This window comes from Rhodococcus sp. KRD197, from assembly GCF_017168235.1.
In the GTDB taxonomy this organism is placed as follows: Bacteria; Actinomycetota; Actinomycetes; order Mycobacteriales; family Mycobacteriaceae; genus Rhodococcoides.
This window is the reverse complement of sequence record NZ_JABFAO010000011.1, coordinates 160,873-178,696: the sequence shown is the minus strand read 5'-3', so window position 1 is coordinate 178,696 and position 17,824 is coordinate 160,873. Positions and strand designations below refer to the sequence as shown.

The window sequence follows — 17,824 nt, the reverse complement described above, 5'->3', positions numbered from 1 at the left end:
AACATCACCGGGCCGAGTGTGTCAAGGCCTCATGACGGCTCGGCGAGTGTTTTTCCCGACTCTACTCGCCGAGCGGTCACGAGCAGGGACCTCTAAGGTTGGTGGTTCTTACCCATACCGGGACACGATAGGGGCTCGCCGTGGGCATCAAGGTGGCACTCGAACACCGCACCAGCTATTCATTCGATCGCACGGTGCAGATCTATCCACACGAGATCCGGCTGCGCCCAGCTCCTCACTCGCGCACCCCGATCGAGGCTTACTCGCTGAAGATCGAGCCAGCCGAACACTTCGTCAACTGGCAGCAGGACGTGTTCGGAAACTTCCTCGCCCGAGTCGTGTTTCCGGAGCGCACCGACCACATGTCCATCACCGTCGGGTTGGTGGCGGACATGGCTGTGATCAATCCACTCGATTTCTTCGTCGAGGACTGGGCGGAACACTACGGATTCGAGTACGAAGCGGAGGACCTGCCGGACCTCGAACCCTATCTGCGGCCCGTCGACGAAGGCGAAGCCGGCTCCGGCCCGGGACCTGTGGTCACGGCGTGGGTCGAAAAGCTGGAGGCTGCTGTTCGCGAACGCGGTGACAAGCTGCGCACCATCGACTTTCTGGTGATGGCAAATCAAGCGGTACTCGGTGACGTCGGATACTCGGTACGGATGGAGCCGGGCGTCCAATCGCCCGATCACACGTTGACCACAGCGGTCGGTTCTTGTCGCGATTCCGCGTGGCTGCTGGTGTCCATCCTCCGGCAGATGGGTCTCGCGGCGCGGTTCGTCTCCGGCTACCTCGTCCAACTCGCATCGGACATCAAATCTCTCGACGGTCCGTCCGGGCCCGCTGAAGACTTCACAGATCTGCACGCCTGGACCGAGGTGTACCTACCCGGAGCGGGATGGGTCGGCATGGATCCCACGTCCGGCCTGTTCGCAGGCGAGGGACACATTCCCTTGTCTGCTACCCCGCACCCCTCCACGGCCGCTGCGATCTCCGGCGCCACAGGCAAATGCAAGGCCGAGCTGGACTTCGCCAACACCGTTGTGCGCGTGCACGAGGACCCACGCACCACGCTGCCGTACACCCGTGAACAATGGGCGAGCGTGGTCGAGGCTGCAACCCTCCTGGACCAGAAGATGGCCGCGCAGGACATCAGACTCACAGTCGGCGGCGAGCCGACGTTCGTGGCGATCGAGAACCAGGAAGCCGCGGAATGGAACACGACCGCAGATGGCCCGCACAAGCGCCTCCTCGCCAGCGCACTTGCCGAGAGGTTGCGCACCATCTACGCGCCGGACGGGTTGGTTCAGCGAAGCCAGGGCAAGTGGTATCCGGGTGAACCGTTGCCACGGTGGCAGGTCGGACTGTTCTGGCGAACAGATGGTGAATCGCTATGGCGCGATTCAGATCTGATCGCCGATCCCTGGTTGCCGGAGGACAAGCGCCCTGACCCGGTCGAGAACGCGGCGTCGGGCGAGCTGGTTCGAAGCCTGGTCGAGGCCCTCGGGCTGCCGGCCGAACAAGCCCGGCCCGCATACGAAGACCCATTGGTTCGGTTGCTCGAACTGGTTCGACAGCCCTACGGCGCCCCGCCCGTCGACGACGGCGATCTCGAGCCGGGTACCGACTCCGCCGAGTCCAGGGCGGCGCTGCTCGCTCGCCTTGATTCGTCGACCGATCAGCCTGCCGCCTTCGTTCTCCCGATCAGCCGAAAAGCCGACGGCACGGGCTGGCTCAGCGCAGACTGGACGCTTCGCCGCGGCCGAATCGTGCTGCTGGAGGGCGATTCTCCGGCAGGTCTGAGGCTCCCGCTCAGTGCGATCTCCTGGGTCGGCGGCCCACCGGAGAATCCGTCGGATCCCACCGAGGCGAAACAACCGTTGCCGGTGCATCAGCTCACCCAGCGGCCGCCGCGACCGGTCGATCCTGCGCAGGCCCGCTACGCGCGTTTGGTCGAATCCAACGCTGCTGGACGGTCCAGCGTCGGCGGCGATGCGGTGACCGCTCTCGTCGCGGAAGTTCGCGACGGAATTCTGTATGTGTTCATGCCTCCGATGGACCGTCTCGACGACTTCGCCGAACTGGTCGAGCGGGTGGAGAACGCGGCGTCCGCCATCGACACGCCGGTGGTGATCGAGGGATACGGTCCGCCGTCCGATCCGCGCATCCAAACACTGACGGTGACACCGGATCCGGGTGTCATCGAGGTCAATGTCCAGCCGTCGTCGTCGTGGGCCGAACAGAACGACTTGATGGAAACCCTCTACCACGAGGCGCGTCTGTCGCGGCTGAGCACCGAAGGTTTCGACAACGACGGCACCACGCGCGGTACAGGCGGTGGCAATCACATCACCCTCGGTGGCATCACGCCGTCGGATTCGCCGGTCCTACGACGGCCGGACCTGTTGGTGTCGCTGCTCACCCATTGGCAGCGTCATCCGTCGCTGTCGTACCTGTTCTCGGGGCGATTCATCGGCACCACGTCTCAGGCGCCCCGTGCCGACGAAGGCCGCGAGGAGGCACTGTACGAACTCGAGGTCGCGTTCAGCGAGATCGACAGGCTCACCGGTCCCGACCGCGCGGCATCTCCGTGGGTGGTGGACCGTGCGCTGCGGCATCTGCTGACCGACATCACCGGCAACACACATCGAGCCGAGTTCTGCATCGACAAGCTCTACAGCCCGGACAGCACGCGCGGACGGCTCGGACTGCTCGAACTCCGCGGTTTCGAGATGCCCCCGCACCATCAGATGGCGATGGTTCAGTCGCTGCTCGTTCGCTCGATGGTGTCGCGGTTCTGGGACACCCCGTTGAAGGCGCCGCTGATTCGGCACGGTGCCAACCTGCACGGCCGGTACATGCTGCCGCACTTCGTCATTGCAGACATCGGTCGCGTGGCGGAGGATCTGCGCGAACACGGCATCGAATTCGACACCAGCTGGCTCGACCCCTTCACGGAGTTTCGCTTCCCGCGGATCGGCACCACGGTCATCGGTGACGCCGAACTCGAACTTCGCGGTGCCATCGAGCCATGGAACACGTTGGGGGAGGAGTCGACGTCATCGGGGACGGCCCGCTATGTCGACTCCTCGGTCGAGCGTGTTCAGGTGCGGATCGCCGGTGCGGACGAGGGCCGCTATCTGGTGACGTGCAACGGAGTTCCGGTGCCGATGTTGCGCACCGAGCGCCAGGACGTTCAGGTGGCCGGTGTGCGGTACCGGGCCTGGCAGCCGCCGAGCGCCTTGCACCCCACCATCGAGGTTCAGTCTCCGCTGCGATTCGACCTCGTGGAGAAGCAGACCGGCCGGGCGCTCGGTGGCTGCACCTACCACGTGGTCCACCCGGGTGGTAGGTCCTACGAGGGACCTCCGGTCAATTCCGTGGAGGCCGAGGCGCGTCGGAACGGACGGTTCGAGGAGGGCGGGTTCACCGCAGGCAAGGTGGACATAGCAAGATTGCTCGAGATGCATGCTCGACAGTCGATCGATGTCGCGGCCCCGGGAATGCTGGATCTCCGTCGTACGGGCGTCCATTCCAGGTAGCGACAAAGGTCGAACAACGAGTCGAAACACCGGTGACGACCATCGGGCTACTTCTGGGATCCACTCGTCGGTGGCCCTGAATCGGCACGTCGGTCGCCCGACGGAAGGAATGACGACTCGATGGTTCCCGTGGATGCGGTCGACTCCGGCGCCCGCACGGACCCCAGCTCCCACACGGCTTCCGGTCCGTTGCCCAGCGCGTCCGCGCAGGTGATCGCCGACTATCGCAACCGACTCGGCGGGTTCGTCGGCGGACGACCGCGCTATGACGAACTGCTGGATTCGGACGGTGCGCTGCGTCCGCAGTGGACCGAACTCGTCGGCACGCTCGACGCTGCCGGACCCGAGGGCGAGCGCGTCCTGCAGTCCCGCGTACGCCGGATTGTCGACGACCACGGCATCACCTACAACCCGGTTCCCGCGGACGGCTCCGACGGTGTCGTCGCGCCGGTCCGGTGGGGCTTGGACGGGCTTCCGCTGGTTCTGTCCGCCGACGACTGGAAGCTGATCGAGGCCGGACTCGTGCAACGATCCCGGTTGCTCGACGCTGTGCTGACCGACCTCTACGGCCCGATGGATACCGTGCGGCGCGGCCTCATCCCCCCGCAGTTGGTGTTCGGTGACCCTGGTTACCTGCGGGCCGCGCACGGGATCACCATCCCTGGGCCCCACCAGCTTTTCTTGCATGCCGCCGATGTCGGGCGCAGTTCGGATGGAAGCTTCCGTGTCGCAGCGGACCGGACACAGGCCCCGTCGGGGATCGGATATGCGCTCGCTGATCGACGCGTGATGTCCCGGGCGACACCCGAGTTGTTCCAGGACACCAATCCGCGGCCGCTGTCGACGTTCGCCCGCGCTGTGCGGCTCGCTCTGATCGATGCCGCACCTGCCGCGGCAGAAGACCCCGTGGTGGTGGTTCTGTCTCCGGGATCGCACTCCGAGACTGCATTCGACCAGGCATATCTGGCAACCGTGCTCGGTTTTCCGCTCGTCGAGAATGCCGACCTGGTGGTACGCGACGGTTGCCTGTGGATGCGGTCGTTGGGGACATTGAGGCGGGTCGACGTCGTGCTGCGCCGCGTCGACGCCGACTACACGGACCCGCTGGACCTGCGGCCGGACTCGCGGTTGGGCGTCGTCGGCCTGGTGGAAGTGCTCCGTCGAGGCGCGGTCAGCGTGGTGAACACTCTGGGCAGCGGCGTTCTCGAGAACCCTGCGCTACCGACGTTGCTGCCTGCGCTGAGCCGCGCTCTGCTCGATGAGGACTTGCTGCTGGAATCGACACCCTCGACGTGGGGAGGCGCGCAGAATGGTCTTTCCCACCTCACTGCACGCATGCGGTCGCTGGTCTTCCGGTCCGTGTCCGACCACGAGGTGGTCGTCGGACCCGACCTCGACGACGCCGCCGCAGACCGATTTCGGCGCCGCTTGGCAGCCGAACCGTGGAAGTGGGTCGGCCAGGAGACCCCGGAGTTCTCCACATCCCCATCGGGATCGGGATCCGGGGGCAGAGACATCGGCGTGGCCGAGGTTGGTTTGCGACTCTTCAGCGTCGCGCAAAGCGTCGGATACACACCGATGGCCGGCGGTCTGGGACAGGTGCTTGTCACTGAACCGGTCGCCGAACCGCTGATCACGGTGGCATCGAAGGACGTGTGGGTCCGCTCGGCTCATCGGGTGACACCGGCGGACTCCGCCCCGCACACCCCACCCGCGACGGCGGAGGAACTTCCGCATTACGCAGCCGCCGCCAACGTCGATGTCGTGAGCTCGCCGCGTGTGCTCGGTGATCTGTTCTGGCTCGGTCGCTACAGCGAGCGAGCCGAGGATATGACGCGGCTGCTGATCGCAGCTCGGGAGAGGCACCAGGATTACCGATCGATGCCGTGGCTCGACGGTAGCGACAGCCTCCCAGTACTGCTCGAGGCGGTGACCAAGGTTTCCGGTACCGGACCAGGGTTCTACAACGAGAACGTTCGAGGGAACGCGATTGCGGAGTTCCGCTCCTTGACGCTGTCCGTCGGTCGGCTCGGCTCGCTGGCTCAATCCGTTGATCGCCTGCAGCAGGCTGCACGCGGTGTTCGAGATCAACTGTCCATCGACACATGGGCGATCCTGAGCCATATCGAGCTCGCGCTGGGCGAGTTGGAGAACGCGAGCCCCGACAACGGTGCGCAGTTGGCAGCCTCTCAGGCCGATGTGCTGCGCGGGCTGTCGGCGCTGAGCGGGTTGGCGTCGGAGTCGATGGTCCGCGACCCCGGTTGGTACCTGATGGACTGCGGCAAGCGGATCGAGCGTGGTCTGCAGCTGACGGCGCTGCTTTCCGCCACCCTGGAGCACGCTCTCACGCCGTCGACGGAACAGGCCGTCATCGACTCGATTCTGTCCGCGGCGGAATCGTCGGTCGTCTACCGTCGTCGCAATCGCGGACGCGCCAGACCTGCCGCGGTCGCGCAGCTTCTGCTGTTCGACGAGGGGAATCCACGCTCGCTCGTCTATCAACTCGACCGAATCAAACACGATCTCGGGTCGCTACCGGACGCGTCGGGAACCTCGCGAGGAGAGCAGCTGGTCGAGCAGATCGCCGTGCGACTTCGACGGGTCGATCCGGGGGATCTCGAGTCGGTGGACGCCTCGGGGCGGCGCGTCGAGCTGGTCGAACTCGTCGATGGGATTCACCGTCAGTTGCTCGAGCTCTCGAACGTGGTGCTGGCGACGCACATGGTGCTGCCGGGCGGGACGCAACCACTCTGGGGAACGGTCCGGAACCGGCGGGCAGACCGGACCGTCGCAGCACAGAACGGCGAAGGCGTATGAGCAGGAATTATCGGATTCGGCACATCACCACCTACACCTATTCGGATCGAGTGACCTCGTCCTACGGCAGGGGTTTTCTGACTCCCCGTGACATGGACGGGCAGCGCTGCATCGTCAAGTCCGTCGAGGTGGAGCCGTCTCCGACGGATCAGTCGTTCGGGGTCGATGTGTACGGCAACGAGGACGTGTATTTCCATGTGAACACAGACCACGAAAAACTCGTGGTCACTGCTGATTCGCTCGTCGAAGTGGATCCGCCCGACGACACCTCGCGCGCGCTCGGCACCGTCGGCGAGTGGCGCAGTGCGCGGCCACAGGAGCCGGGAACCTACACAGCAGAGGGGGCACGTGCCGCCGCGGTCGAATTCGTCCTCGATCTCGACTCACCCGAGATCACCGACGCGGTTCGCGATTACGCCGAGGCGAGCTTCGCCCCCGGACGCGCGTTGCGTGACGTCGTCGTCGATCTGACGCATCGCATCTTCGTGGACTTCACGTATCGATCGGGTTCGACGACCGTCTCGACGAAGGTCGCGGACGTCCTGTCGGCACGCTCGGGGGTCTGTCAGGATTTCGCGCGGCTGGCGATCGCCTGTTTGCGTTCGAAGGGATTGGCGGCTCGCTACGTGTCGGGATACCTCGCCACCGAGCCTCCGCCCGGTAAGGAGAGAATGATCGGGGTCGACGCCACGCATGCCTGGGCGGCCGTCTGGACGCCCGACGACAAGTGGCTCGCATTCGACCCCACCAACGACCAACTCGTCGACGAGCGGTACACCACTCTCGCGTGGGGACGCGACTACGCTGACGTACCCCCGCTGCGCGGTGTGATCTACACCGAGGCCGACGAGAGCACTATCTCGGTGTCGGTCGACGTTGCTCCCGTCGTGACATAGCCGGTATCGAATAGTTGCCAGGTCGGACCGAAAAGGTGGGGCGACACAGCCCAGTTCGTCGTACGGACCGGGTACCTTGGTACCCGATGACCGCAATATTGGCAGATCCTGTCTCAGAGGTAGTAGCCGCCGCTCAGCGGCTGCTCACCAGGCGCACCGGCGCATCCGTCACCCTCGTCGACCCGGTCGACCTGGGGGGCAGTGGCCAGGCAACCGTCGTTCGTGTGCGCGTGTCCGCGAATCCTTTCCAACTCCCACGCACGCTGGTGGTCAAACAGGTTCGTGACAACCCCGTCGAGAGTTCGGCGGCCGACGGCGGCGGCCAATCGGCGTTTCTGCGTGAAGCCGCGTCGTACCAGTTCGCGAATGCGCTCGCCACCGACTCCAGACCAGGACCAGAGCTCTTGGCCTACGACTTGAGCGCCCGGTTGCTCGTACTCAGCGACCTCGGCGATGCAAGCCCCATCACTGCCCTGCTCAAGCACTCCGATGCCGCTTCGGTGACCAACTCCCTGATGGCGATGGCTCAGGCGCTGGGACGGATGCACGCTGCGACGGTGGGCAGGGAGGACGACTTCGCCGCATTGCTGCGCCGGGTCGGGCTTCCGAACACCGCCGACGGCATTACCGCGCAGATTCCCGATGCGCTCGTGGCGGTGCCGCGCATGCTCGCCGACGAACTGGGCATTGCCGAGACACCCAGTGCCTTCTTCGACCGTGTCGAACGCAGTGGCCGACTCTTCGCGCATGGGACATCGCGCGCGTTCAGCCCCTCCGACCTGTGCCCGGACAACATCATCGTCAACGAGGAGGGAGTTCGCTTCCTGGACTACGAGTGGGGCGGCTTCCGCGACGCAACACTCGACATCACGTACGCGCTGGCGTCGTTCCCCGGATGCCTGTGCCACTTCGATCTCTCTGCCGAGCTGGCGCAGGCAATGATCGACGCGTGGCGCTCCGAGGTGGTCGGTATCTGGCCGCACCTGGCCGACGACGCCGTTCTCGCCTCGAAGATCCTCGACGCCCAACTCATCTGGGTCTGGCTCACCACGTACTGGTTCTTGCCGAACGATCACACGCGGATCGCTGCAGCGCGGGCGCACCACCTGTCGGTTCCCCGGTCGGATGCCCTGCTGTCGCGGTGGTCTGCGCTCGTCGACCAGGCCGTCACGACCGGTGACAGCGACGTCGCCGACTTCGCTCGCCGCGTCGTTGCTGCCCTCGAAGCGAAGTGGGACCGCTGACCGACACTATGGGGACAGGGTTCGGCGATGATGACTCGGACGAACATGGCCTCTTCGACGAGCCTGGGCAACCATCGTCTGCCGCGGGCGAGCGGGACGATTGGGCCGAGCCACCCCGAGCCTCCGTGCGGCCACAGGCGCCACTAGCTGTGCGAATGCGCCCCCGCACGCTGGAGGAAGTTGTCGGTCAGGCGCATCTGCTCGCTCCCGGAGCGCCGTTGCGCCGGCTGGTCGACGGGTCGGGCGCGTCCTCGGTCATGCTGTACGGGCCCCCTGGGACAGGAAAGACCACACTCGCATCACTCATCTCCGGCGCCACCGGACGCAAGTTCGAAGCGCTCTCGGCATTGTCGGCTGGTGTGAAGGAAGTCCGCGGCGTCATCGATCTGGCGCGTCGAAGGCTCACCGCGGGCGAACAGACCGTTCTCTTCATCGACGAGGTGCACCGCTTCTCCAAGACTCAGCAGGACGCGCTGCTGGCAGCAGTCGAGAACCGTATCGTTCTGCTGGTCGCGGCGACGACGGAAAATCCTTCGTTCTCGGTGGTGTCGCCGTTGTTGTCGAGATCTCTCGTGCTGCAGTTGCAGCCGCTGAGCTCGGCCGACATCGAATTGCTGCTCACCAGGGCGGCGCAGGATCCGCGTGGACTCGACGGTGCCGTGAGCATCGACGACGACGCCATGGCGCACCTCGTGCGCTTGGCGGCCGGGGACGCTCGCCGCGCACTGACGGCGCTGGAAGCGGCAGCGGGAGCCGCGACCGGCCCGACGCTGGATCTGGCAACCGTCGAGGCCAGCGTGGACAAAGCAGCGGTCCGTTACGACCGTGACGGTGACCAGCACTACGACGTCATCAGTGCCTTCATCAAGTCCATCCGCGGATCGGACGTCGACGCAGCCCTGCACTACCTGGCGCGCATGATCACCGCGGGGGAGGATCCACGATTCATTGCGCGGCGCCTCGTCGTGCACGCCAGCGAGGATGTCGGCATGGCCGACCCGACAGCGCTGCAGACGGCGACAGCGGCCGCGACTGCGGTGCAGATGATCGGTATGCCGGAAGCGCGCCTGGCATTGGCCCAGGCAACAATCCACCTGGCCACGGCCCCCAAGTCCGGCGCGGTGATCGCTGCGCTCGGCGCGGCCATGGCCGACGTAGCGGCCGGCAAGTCGGGTTCGGTCCCAGCCCACCTGCGCGACGGGCATTACAAGGGAGCCGAGGCGCTCGGAAACGCGGTGGGCTACAAGTACCCGCACAGCGACCCCGGCGGCGTCCTGCGACAGCAGTATCCGCCGGACGAGTTGGTGGGCGTGAACTATTACGAGCCGACCGATCACGGTGTCGAACGAGAGATCGGAACTCGGGTGGGCAAGTTGCGTCGTATCGTGCGCGGTCGCTGAGTCGCTGAGTCGCTGAGTCGCTGAGTCGCTTCGTTGCCCAGTCACTGAGCCGCTGCTCCGCGGGGACTGCACAGGTCGCTCGTGCGGGACGTTAACCTGTAGGTGTGCAAACCCATGACATCCGCAGGCGTTTCCTCGACCACTTCGTCAAGGCCGGTCACACCGAAGTGCCCAGTGCCTCGTTGGTGCTCGATGACCCCAACCTGCTGTTCGTCAACGCAGGCATGGTGCAGTTCGTGCCGTACTTCCTGGGTCAGCAGACGCCGCCGTACGCCACCGCGACGAGCGTTCAGAAATGTGTCCGCACGCTCGACATCGAGAATGTGGGAATCACCACACGACACAACACCTTCTTTCAGATGGCAGGAAACTTCTCCTTCGGCGACTACTTCAAGCGCGAGGCGATCGCGTATGCATGGTCGCTGCTGACCGGAAGTGTCGCCGACGGCGGTTACGGATTCGATCCGGAGCGCATCTGGGTCACGGTGTATCTCGACGACGACGACGCCATCGCATTGTGGAAAGAGATCGCGGAGATACCCGACGAGCGAATTCAACGCCGCGGAATGGCCGACAACTACTGGTCCATGGGCATCCCCGGCCCGTGTGGTCCATGCTCGGAGATCTATTACGACCGCGGGCCCGAGTACGGGCGCGACGGTGGCCCGGTGGCCGACGAGGACCGGTACATCGAGATCTGGAATCTCGTGTTCATGCAGAACGAGCGCGGCCAGGGGTTCGGCAAGGACGATTTCGAGATCCTCGGACCGTTGCCCAAGCAGAACATCGACACCGGCATGGGCGTCGAGCGTGTCGCCTTCCTGCTGCAGGGCGTCGACAACGTCTACGAAACCGATCTGGTGCGCCCGGTCATCGCCAAGGCGGAGGAGCTCAGCGGTCGGCCGTACGGCGTCGATCATGCGGACGATATCCGCTTCCGAGTCATCGCAGATCACGCACGCACAGCGGCGCTGCTGATCTCGGACGGCGTGAACCCCGGCAACGACGGCCGCGGCTATGTGCTGCGACGATTGCTGCGTCGAATCGTCCGCTCCGCGCGCCTGCTCGGTGCACCGGATCAGACCATGGCCGAGCTGATCACCGTCGTTCGCGACACGATGGCCGAGTCCTACCCCGAACTCGTCACCGGATTCGACCGCATCCTTTCGGTCTCGGTCGGTGAGGAAACCGCGTTCCTGAAGACGCTCACTTCCGGATCGAAGCTGTTCGACACAGCGGCGGAGACGGTGAAGTCCTCGGGGAAGTCGACGATCGGCGGCGCCGAGGCATTCGCGCTGCACGATACCTACGGCTTCCCGATCGATCTCACGCTCGAGATGGCATCCGAAGCCGGTCTGAAGGTGGACGAGGACGGGTTCCGCGCGCTGATGGCCGAACAGCGTCAGCGCGCCAAGGACGATGCGCGTGCCCGCAAGCATGCGCACACCGATCTGTCTGTGTACCGCGATTTCGTCGATCGCGGTGCGACCGAGTTCACCGGGTTCGACGAATTGTCCTCGGAGGCCACCGTTCTCGCGCTGATTTCCGGTGGCGTGCGGGTCCCGACGGCCGTCGCCGGCGATTCCATCGAGGTGATCCTGGATCGCTCTCCCCTCTACGCGGAGTCCGGTGGGCAGATCGCCGACATCGGTACGATCAGCGCCCCGGGGCTGAAGGTCAAGGTCGACGACGTGCAGAAGATCGCCAAGAAGGTCTGGACGCACAAGGTCACCGTCGAGGCCGGCCAGATCACCGAGGGTGACGTGGTTCGCGTCGATGTCGATCCGGCGTGGCGCAAGGGAGCGACGCAGGGGCACTCCGGCACTCACATGGTCCATGCCGCGCTCCGCGAGGTGCTCGGACCGAACGCCACGCAGGCCGGTTCACTGAACAAGCCGGGTTACCTGCGCTTCGATTTCTCGTGGCAGGGTGGCCTGACCGAAGCTCAGCGTGTCGATATCGAAGCTGTCGCGAACGATGCGATCGGCGCCGACTATGCCGTCAACACCTCCATCACGGACCTCGACAGCGCGAAGGCGATGGGCGCGATGGCGCTTTTCGGTGAGAACTACGGGGACGAGGTGCGGGTGGTCGAGATCGGCGGGCCGTTCTCGATGGAACTCTGCGGCGGCACGCACGTCGAGCACTCTTCACAGATCGGTCCGGTCACGCTGCTCGGGGAGTCGTCCGTCGGGTCCGGTGTCCGACGCGTCGAGGCATTCGTTGGACTCGACTCGTACCGCTACCTGGCCAAGGAACGTGCCTTGCTCGCCGGCGTCGCCTCGTCGCTGAAGGTCCCTACCGATGAGGTGCCCGCGCGAATCGAAAACCTCGTGGAAAAGCTGCGGGTCGCGGAGAAGGAACTCGAAGCCGTCAAGGCTGCGTCGGTGCTGGCCTCTGCCGGTGGCCTGGCGTCGAAGGCCGAGCGGATGGGCGCGGTCCAGGCGGTCGTCGCTCGGGCACCGGAAGGGGTCGGCGGAAATGACCTGCGGGGGCTCGCTGCCGACGTCCGTGGCCGTTTGGGCAACGATCCGGCAGTCGTCGTGCTGTTCGGATCGGTCGACGGGAAGGTTCCGTTCGTGGTGTCCGCCAACAGGGGTGCACAGGACGCCGGTGTACGCGCGGGCGAACTGGTGTCGAGTTTCGGGCCTGCCATCGGCGGACGGGGTGGTGGCAAGGGCGACTCGGCGCAGGGTTCGGGAACCAACCCGCAGGGCATCGACGCTGCCGTGGACGCTGTTCGCGCGCGTATCGCCGATGCCGCAGCGTCCTGAACCCGAGCGGGGTGCACCCGAGCGTCGTGCACCCGAGCGTCGTGAACCCGATCGGCCCGGTGCCGACGATCCCGGTGTCGGCAGGCGGATCGGCATCGACGTCGGGAGCGTTCGGATCGGCGTGGCATCGTCCGATCCGAACGGCATTCTCGCCACGCCCGTCGAAACGGTCGCACGCTCGAAGGTGAAGGGGCCGAATGCCCCCGACGTTGCGCGCCTCGCCGCCATCATTGCCGAGTACGAGGCCGTCGAAGTGGTGATCGGCCTGCCGCGCACCCTGCGCGGTGAGAGCGGTTCGGCGGTGCACGCGGCGGAGCGCTTGGCTCGCGCCCTGGCCAGGCAGGTGCCCGGCGTGCCGATTCGGATGGCCGACGAGCGATTGACTACGGTGAGCGCAACGCGGGCGCTGCGCGAAAGCGGTGTCCGGGCGAAGTCGCAACGGGGGGTCATCGACCAAGCTGCAGCAGTCGCCATCCTCCAGGGATGGTTGGACGAGCGAGCCTCCCACCGTGTATCGCAACCAGAGATGAGTTCGAGCCCGTCGGAACAGCCCATCCAGACGGAACAACAGGGTCGCATCCCGGAGGTCGGCGAGTGAACTACAGACGGTACGAGAACGACGCGCACACCGATCCGATCGGATATTCGGTCGGTCAGGGGAGTGAGTTCGATCGTGCGGTCGTTGCGGGGGAGCCGCGTCCCACACGGCGTGCACAGAACATCCGACGGCGTGCGGCACGAAGCCGCAAGAGGCGTGGACAACTCATCGGTGCGGTGCTGGGGTTGGTCCTGCTCGTGGCTGTCGCAAGCGGCGGCTATTTCGTGTTCGACCGCCTCAGTGGCGGACCTGCGCCGGCCGAGGACTTCGCGGCCGGAAATGCCGGTGAGTCTGCGGTCGTCCGGGTCGACCCGGGTGATACCGCGCAGGAGATCGGAGTCGACGCCGTGGCGAAGGGTGTCGTGGCCAGCGCCGACGCGTTCATGGGTGCCGCCGTGCAGAATCCAGCGATGTCTTCCGTGCAGCCCGGCTACTACCTCGTGCCCACCAACATTCCGGCGTCCGAGGCGGTGAGCGCATTGGTCGATCCGTCCGCTCGGGTCGGCAGCGTCATCATCGCGGAAGGGCGTCAGCTGCACGATTCCCGCGATGTCAACACCGATGCCGTGAAGAGGGGCATCTACACCTTGCTGTCCGAAGCGAGCTGCATCGACCGAACCGGCGGTGGCACCCCCACCTGCATCTCGTACGAGGACTTCAATGCCGCCGGCGCGAACGACGACCCCGCCGCTCTCGGTGTACCGGAATGGGCCATGGCCAGGGTTCAGGGCGTTCCCGATCGCGACCGGCAGCTCGAGGGGCTCATCGCGGCAGGCAGCTGGAACATCGATCCGACGGCTACAGCAGGGGAGATACTCGCCCAGTTGGTTTCGGAGAGCGCGCAGACCTACGAGAACACCGGCATTCTGACCGCCGGCGCCAATTCGGGGCTCGATCCGTACGACACGTTGATCGCGGCGTCCCTGGTGGAACGAGAGGCACTACCGGCCGATTTCAGCAAGGTGGCGCGCGTGATCCTCAACCGATTGGCCGAGCCGCAGCAACTCGAGTTCGACTCGACGGTCAACTACGCCCTCGACACCACCGAGGTTGCCACCACGGATCTGGACCGCGCCACCGTGACACCGTGGAACACCTACGCCATGGAGGGTCTGCCCGCGACACCGATCGCCTCTCCCAGTGTGGCTGCTGTCGAGGCCGTCGAGGCACCAGCCGACGGTGACTGGCTCTACTTCGTGACGATCAACAACGCCGGCGAGACTCTGTTCACCCGCGAGTATTCCGAGCACCTGGCCAACATCGGTTTGGTCGAGGACGGATTCCTCGCGAGCGGTCGCTGACGTGCGCGCGGCCGTCCTGGGCAGTCCCATTCAGCACTCGAAATCGCCCCAGTTGCATCTCGCTGCCTACCGGGCTTTGGGTTTGCGAGACTGGAGCTACGAACGCATCGAATGTTCGGCCGAGCAGCTTCCCGGCCTTGTCGAAGGTTTGGGACCGGACTGGGTCGGGTTGTCGGTCACCATGCCGGGCAAGGTTGCGGCGCTCGGGTTCGCCGACGAGCGGACCGAGAGAGCGATTCTGGCAGGTTCGGCAAACACATTGCTACGTACACCGACCGGATGGCGAGCAGACTGCACCGACGTCGACGGCGTCCGCGGTGCACTCGAAGAGGTCGGTCTCACCGATCTGTCCGGGCAGGCAGTGACCGTGGTCGGTGCGGGGGGAACATCGCGTCCTGCTGTGGTCGCCTTGGCCGGACTCGGCGCGAAGTCCGTCACGATCGTCGCGCGTTCGGCCGACCGCGCAGCCGACACCCTCGCGTGCGGCCGTGCCGCCGGACTGGACACGAGGTTCGTCTCCGTCGACGATCCCGTGCTCGCCGATGTGGCAGCGGCGTCGGCCGTCGTGGTCAGCACCGTGCCTGCCCCCGGCGCAGCACCGATCTCGACGGCACTGGCGCACGCGCCGGTGGTTCTCGACGCGATCTACGATCCATGGCCCACCCCGCTCGCGGACGCTGTCGCAGCTGCTGGCGGAACCATCGTGCCCGGCTTGGCGATGCTGCTCAACCAGGCCTACGGACAGGTCGAGCAGTTCACCGGGCAACCGGCGCCGAAGGCTGCAATGCGGGCCGCGATCGACGCGGCCTGATCGGAGCCGGAGCCGCTGCCACAGCGGCTGTTCCTCCACAGGCATCACGCTTGTCCACAGGTCGATTCTTGGCCTGCGGTTTCACCCGCGCTCGCGCTCGGTCGTATCCGACGATGCATCCTGTGACATGGAATTGCATCGTGATCTGGGGTGGGGCAGGCCTACTGGTCGGCCAGCTGACCGCGTGGACGGTCCATCGGATCACATCGTGGCGACCGGTGGGTCTGCCGCTGGTATCGGCCGGGCTTTGGGCAGCCGCGGTCGGGTTCGGCGGCGGCGCGCCCGCGCTCCTGCTCACGTGGTGGTGTGCATGTCTGATGTGTACGGACATCGCGTCGCGTCGGTTGCCGAATCCACTCACCGCCGCGGGCGCCGTCGGCGTGCCCGCGTACGCGATCGCGGTAGGGGATTTCGAGGCAGTACTGGTCGGCGGCGGTGTGTTGTTCGGCTGCTATCTCGCCGTCCACCTCCTCATGCCGCGCGCCTTCGGTGCCGGCGATGTGAAGCTCGCTTTTGTGCTCGGCGGACTCGCCGGCCTGTTCGGAACCCATGCATGGGTGTGCGCTGCACTGCTGGCGCCGCTGTTCACCGGTGTGGTCGGTCTTGCCTGTCGAGCGCTTCGCCGAGCCGAGAGCTCGGTGCCGCACGGGCCGTCGATGTGCCTGGCCACCCTGCTGGCACTGACGGCTGCCGGGACGTGAAAAGATAACGGCGTGCTGCGCTGGATAACTGCCGGAGAATCTCACGGCCCCGCTCTCGTGTCCATCCTCGAAGGCATGATCGCGGGCGTCGAAGTGACCTCCGAGGACATTGCCACTCAACTCGCCCGGCGACGACTCGGATACGGGCGAGGCGCGCGGATGAAGTTCGAGGCCGACAAGGTCACCATCACCGGTGGCATCAGGCACGGTCGGACGATCGGTGGTCCCGTCGCCATCGAAGTGGGCAACACCGAATGGCCCAAGTGGGAGCAGGTCATGTCGGCCGATCCCGTCGATGAGAGCGTGCTCGCCGATCTCGCGCGCAATTCTCCGCTGACGCGACCTCGGCCCGGTCACGCGGACTATTCCGGAATGCTCAAGTACGGCTTCGAGGACGCGCGGCCGGTGCTCGAACGCGCCAGTGCCCGCGAAACCGCGGCCCGCGTGGCCATCGGCACCGTGGCGCGCTCGTTCCTGAAGCAGGCGTTGGGTGTCGACGTTGTCTCGCACGTGATCTCGATCGGCGCATCGGATCCATACGTCGGGCCCGCGCCCATGGGCGATGACCTCGACGCTATCGACGCGAGCCCCGTACGTGCGTTCGATCAGGCGGCCGAGGCGTCGATGATCGCCGAAATCGAATCGGCCAAGCGCGACGGCGATACGCTCGGCGGAATCGTCGAGGTGGTGGTCCACGGGCTCCCCGTCGGTCTCGGGTCCTTCGTCAGCGGCGAACGAAAGCTCGACGCTCGGCTTGCCGCCGCTCTGATGGGTATCCAGGCGATCAAGGGCGTCGAAGTCGGTGACGGCTTCGAAACGGCCCGACGCCGAGGCAGCGCGGCCCATGACGAGATCACTCCGGGGCCCGACGGCATCCATCGCTCCACCAACCGCGCCGGTGGCGTCGAAGGGGGCATGACCAACGGCGAACCCCTTCGAGTGCGAGCAGCGATGAAGCCGATCTCGACGGTGCCACGTGCCCTCGCGACAGTGGACATGTCCACCGGGGAGGAAGCCGTCGCAATTCACCAACGCTCCGATGTGTGTGCGGTCCCGGCGGCAGGTGTGGTCGCCGAGACCATGGTGGCCCTCGTACTCGCGCAGGCTGTGCTGGAGAAGTTCGGCGGTGACTCCATCGCGGAAACCACGAGCAACGTCGATCACTACGTGAAGGGCACCGCCGCCCGGCCACCGCGATGACGCCGTACGCGGTGCTGGTGGGACCACCAGGCGCCGGTAAGTCCACGATCGGCCGCAGGGTGGCAGCGGCGCTGGGGAAAGAGTTGCTCGATACCGATGTGGCCATCGAACGCACGACGGGACGGACCATCGCCGATATTTTCGCCGAGGATGGCGAGCAGGCGTTCCGGCGAATCGAGGAGCAGGTCGTTGCGGATGCTCTGGAATCGCACACGGGCATCGTGTCACTCGGCGGTGGATCGGTTCTTTCCGAGCGAACTCGAGCGCTGCTGAAGCCTCTGCCCGTCGTCTACCTCGAGATCAGCGTTGCCGAAGGGCTTCGGCGGACCGGAGCCAACACTTCCCGTCCCCTCCTCGCGGGCCCGGACCCCCGCGCCAAGTATCAGAACCTGATGCGAATACGCCGTCCGTTGTACCGGTCGGTGGCGACGATCAGAGTGCGCACGGACGGTCGCAGTCCGGCTCGGGTGGTCGGTCAGGTGGTGACCAAGCTCGAGCAGCACCATGCCGGCTCCGGCACATGACGCCAGCAGGCAATGC

General features: G+C 65.9%; 12 protein-coding genes. All 12 read left to right on the top strand.

Annotated features, from left to right (window positions below; translation table 11 throughout):
• Nucleotides 1-140 precede the first annotated feature (140 nt).
• The 12 genes from J1M86_RS16580 (at nt 141) to J1M86_RS16525 (ending at nt 17,808) form a co-directional block, all read left to right on the top strand.
• Entirely contained in the window at nt 141-3,542 is a 3,402-nt protein-coding gene (locus J1M86_RS16580; protein WP_206510688.1) for a DUF2126 domain-containing protein, read from the top strand.
• 120 nt (nt 3,543-3,662) lie between these two features.
• Nucleotides 3,663-6,359, top strand: a complete 2,697-nt coding sequence (locus J1M86_RS16575) for a circularly permuted type 2 ATP-grasp protein (RefSeq protein WP_206510687.1) — start codon at nt 3,663-3,665, stop codon at nt 6,357-6,359.
• A complete protein-coding gene (locus J1M86_RS16570) occupies nt 6,356-7,255 on the top strand; it encodes a transglutaminase family protein (RefSeq protein WP_206510686.1) in 900 nt (299 codons plus the stop codon). The genes J1M86_RS16575 and J1M86_RS16570 overlap by 4 nt, the downstream gene beginning before the upstream one ends.
• 86 nt (nt 7,256-7,341) lie before the next feature.
• Nucleotides 7,342-8,499 (top strand): kinase, encoded by a 1,158-nt coding sequence (locus J1M86_RS16565; RefSeq protein ID WP_075838652.1) that lies wholly within the window; start codon nt 7,342-7,344, stop codon nt 8,497-8,499.
• Nucleotides 8,500-8,507: 8 nt separating this feature from the next.
• Nucleotides 8,508-9,899, top strand: coding sequence for a replication-associated recombination protein A (locus J1M86_RS16560; RefSeq protein WP_206510685.1), 1,392 nt, complete (start codon nt 8,508-8,510; stop codon nt 9,897-9,899).
• Nucleotides 9,900-10,003: 104 nt separating this feature from the next.
• On the top strand, nt 10,004-12,673 hold the full coding sequence (alaS, locus tag J1M86_RS16555; protein WP_206510684.1) for an alanine--tRNA ligase: 2,670 nt from the start codon (nt 10,004-10,006) through the stop codon (nt 12,671-12,673).
• Nucleotides 12,657-13,271, top strand: a complete 615-nt coding sequence (gene ruvX / locus J1M86_RS16550; protein ID WP_206510683.1) for a Holliday junction resolvase RuvX — start codon at nt 12,657-12,659, stop codon at nt 13,269-13,271. Before alaS ends, ruvX begins: the two co-directional genes overlap by 17 nt.
• Nucleotides 13,268-14,572, top strand: coding sequence for an endolytic transglycosylase MltG (gene mltG / locus J1M86_RS16545; RefSeq protein ID WP_307786664.1), 1,305 nt, complete (start codon nt 13,268-13,270; stop codon nt 14,570-14,572). Before ruvX ends, mltG begins: the two co-directional genes overlap by 4 nt.
• A 1-nt stretch (nt 14,573) precedes the next feature.
• Nucleotides 14,574-15,383 carry a shikimate dehydrogenase gene (locus tag J1M86_RS16540; protein WP_206510681.1) on the top strand — a complete coding sequence of 270 codons (810 nt, stop codon included), beginning with the start codon at nt 14,574-14,576 and terminating at the stop codon, nt 15,381-15,383.
• A 122-nt stretch (nt 15,384-15,505) separates the two neighbouring features.
• Nucleotides 15,506-16,084 carry an A24 family peptidase gene (locus tag J1M86_RS16535; RefSeq protein ID WP_307786663.1) on the top strand — a complete coding sequence of 193 codons (579 nt, stop codon included), beginning with the start codon at nt 15,506-15,508 and terminating at the stop codon, nt 16,082-16,084.
• A gap of 12 nt (nt 16,085-16,096) precedes the next feature.
• A complete protein-coding gene (gene aroC / locus J1M86_RS16530; protein WP_206510679.1) occupies nt 16,097-17,284 on the top strand; it encodes a chorismate synthase in 1,188 nt (395 codons plus the stop codon).
• Nucleotides 17,281-17,808: a shikimate kinase gene (locus J1M86_RS16525; protein WP_206510678.1), complete on the top strand. Its 528-nt coding sequence runs from the start codon at nt 17,281-17,283 to the stop codon at nt 17,806-17,808. The genes aroC and J1M86_RS16525 overlap by 4 nt, the downstream gene beginning before the upstream one ends.
• Nucleotides 17,809-17,824 lie beyond the last annotated feature (16 nt).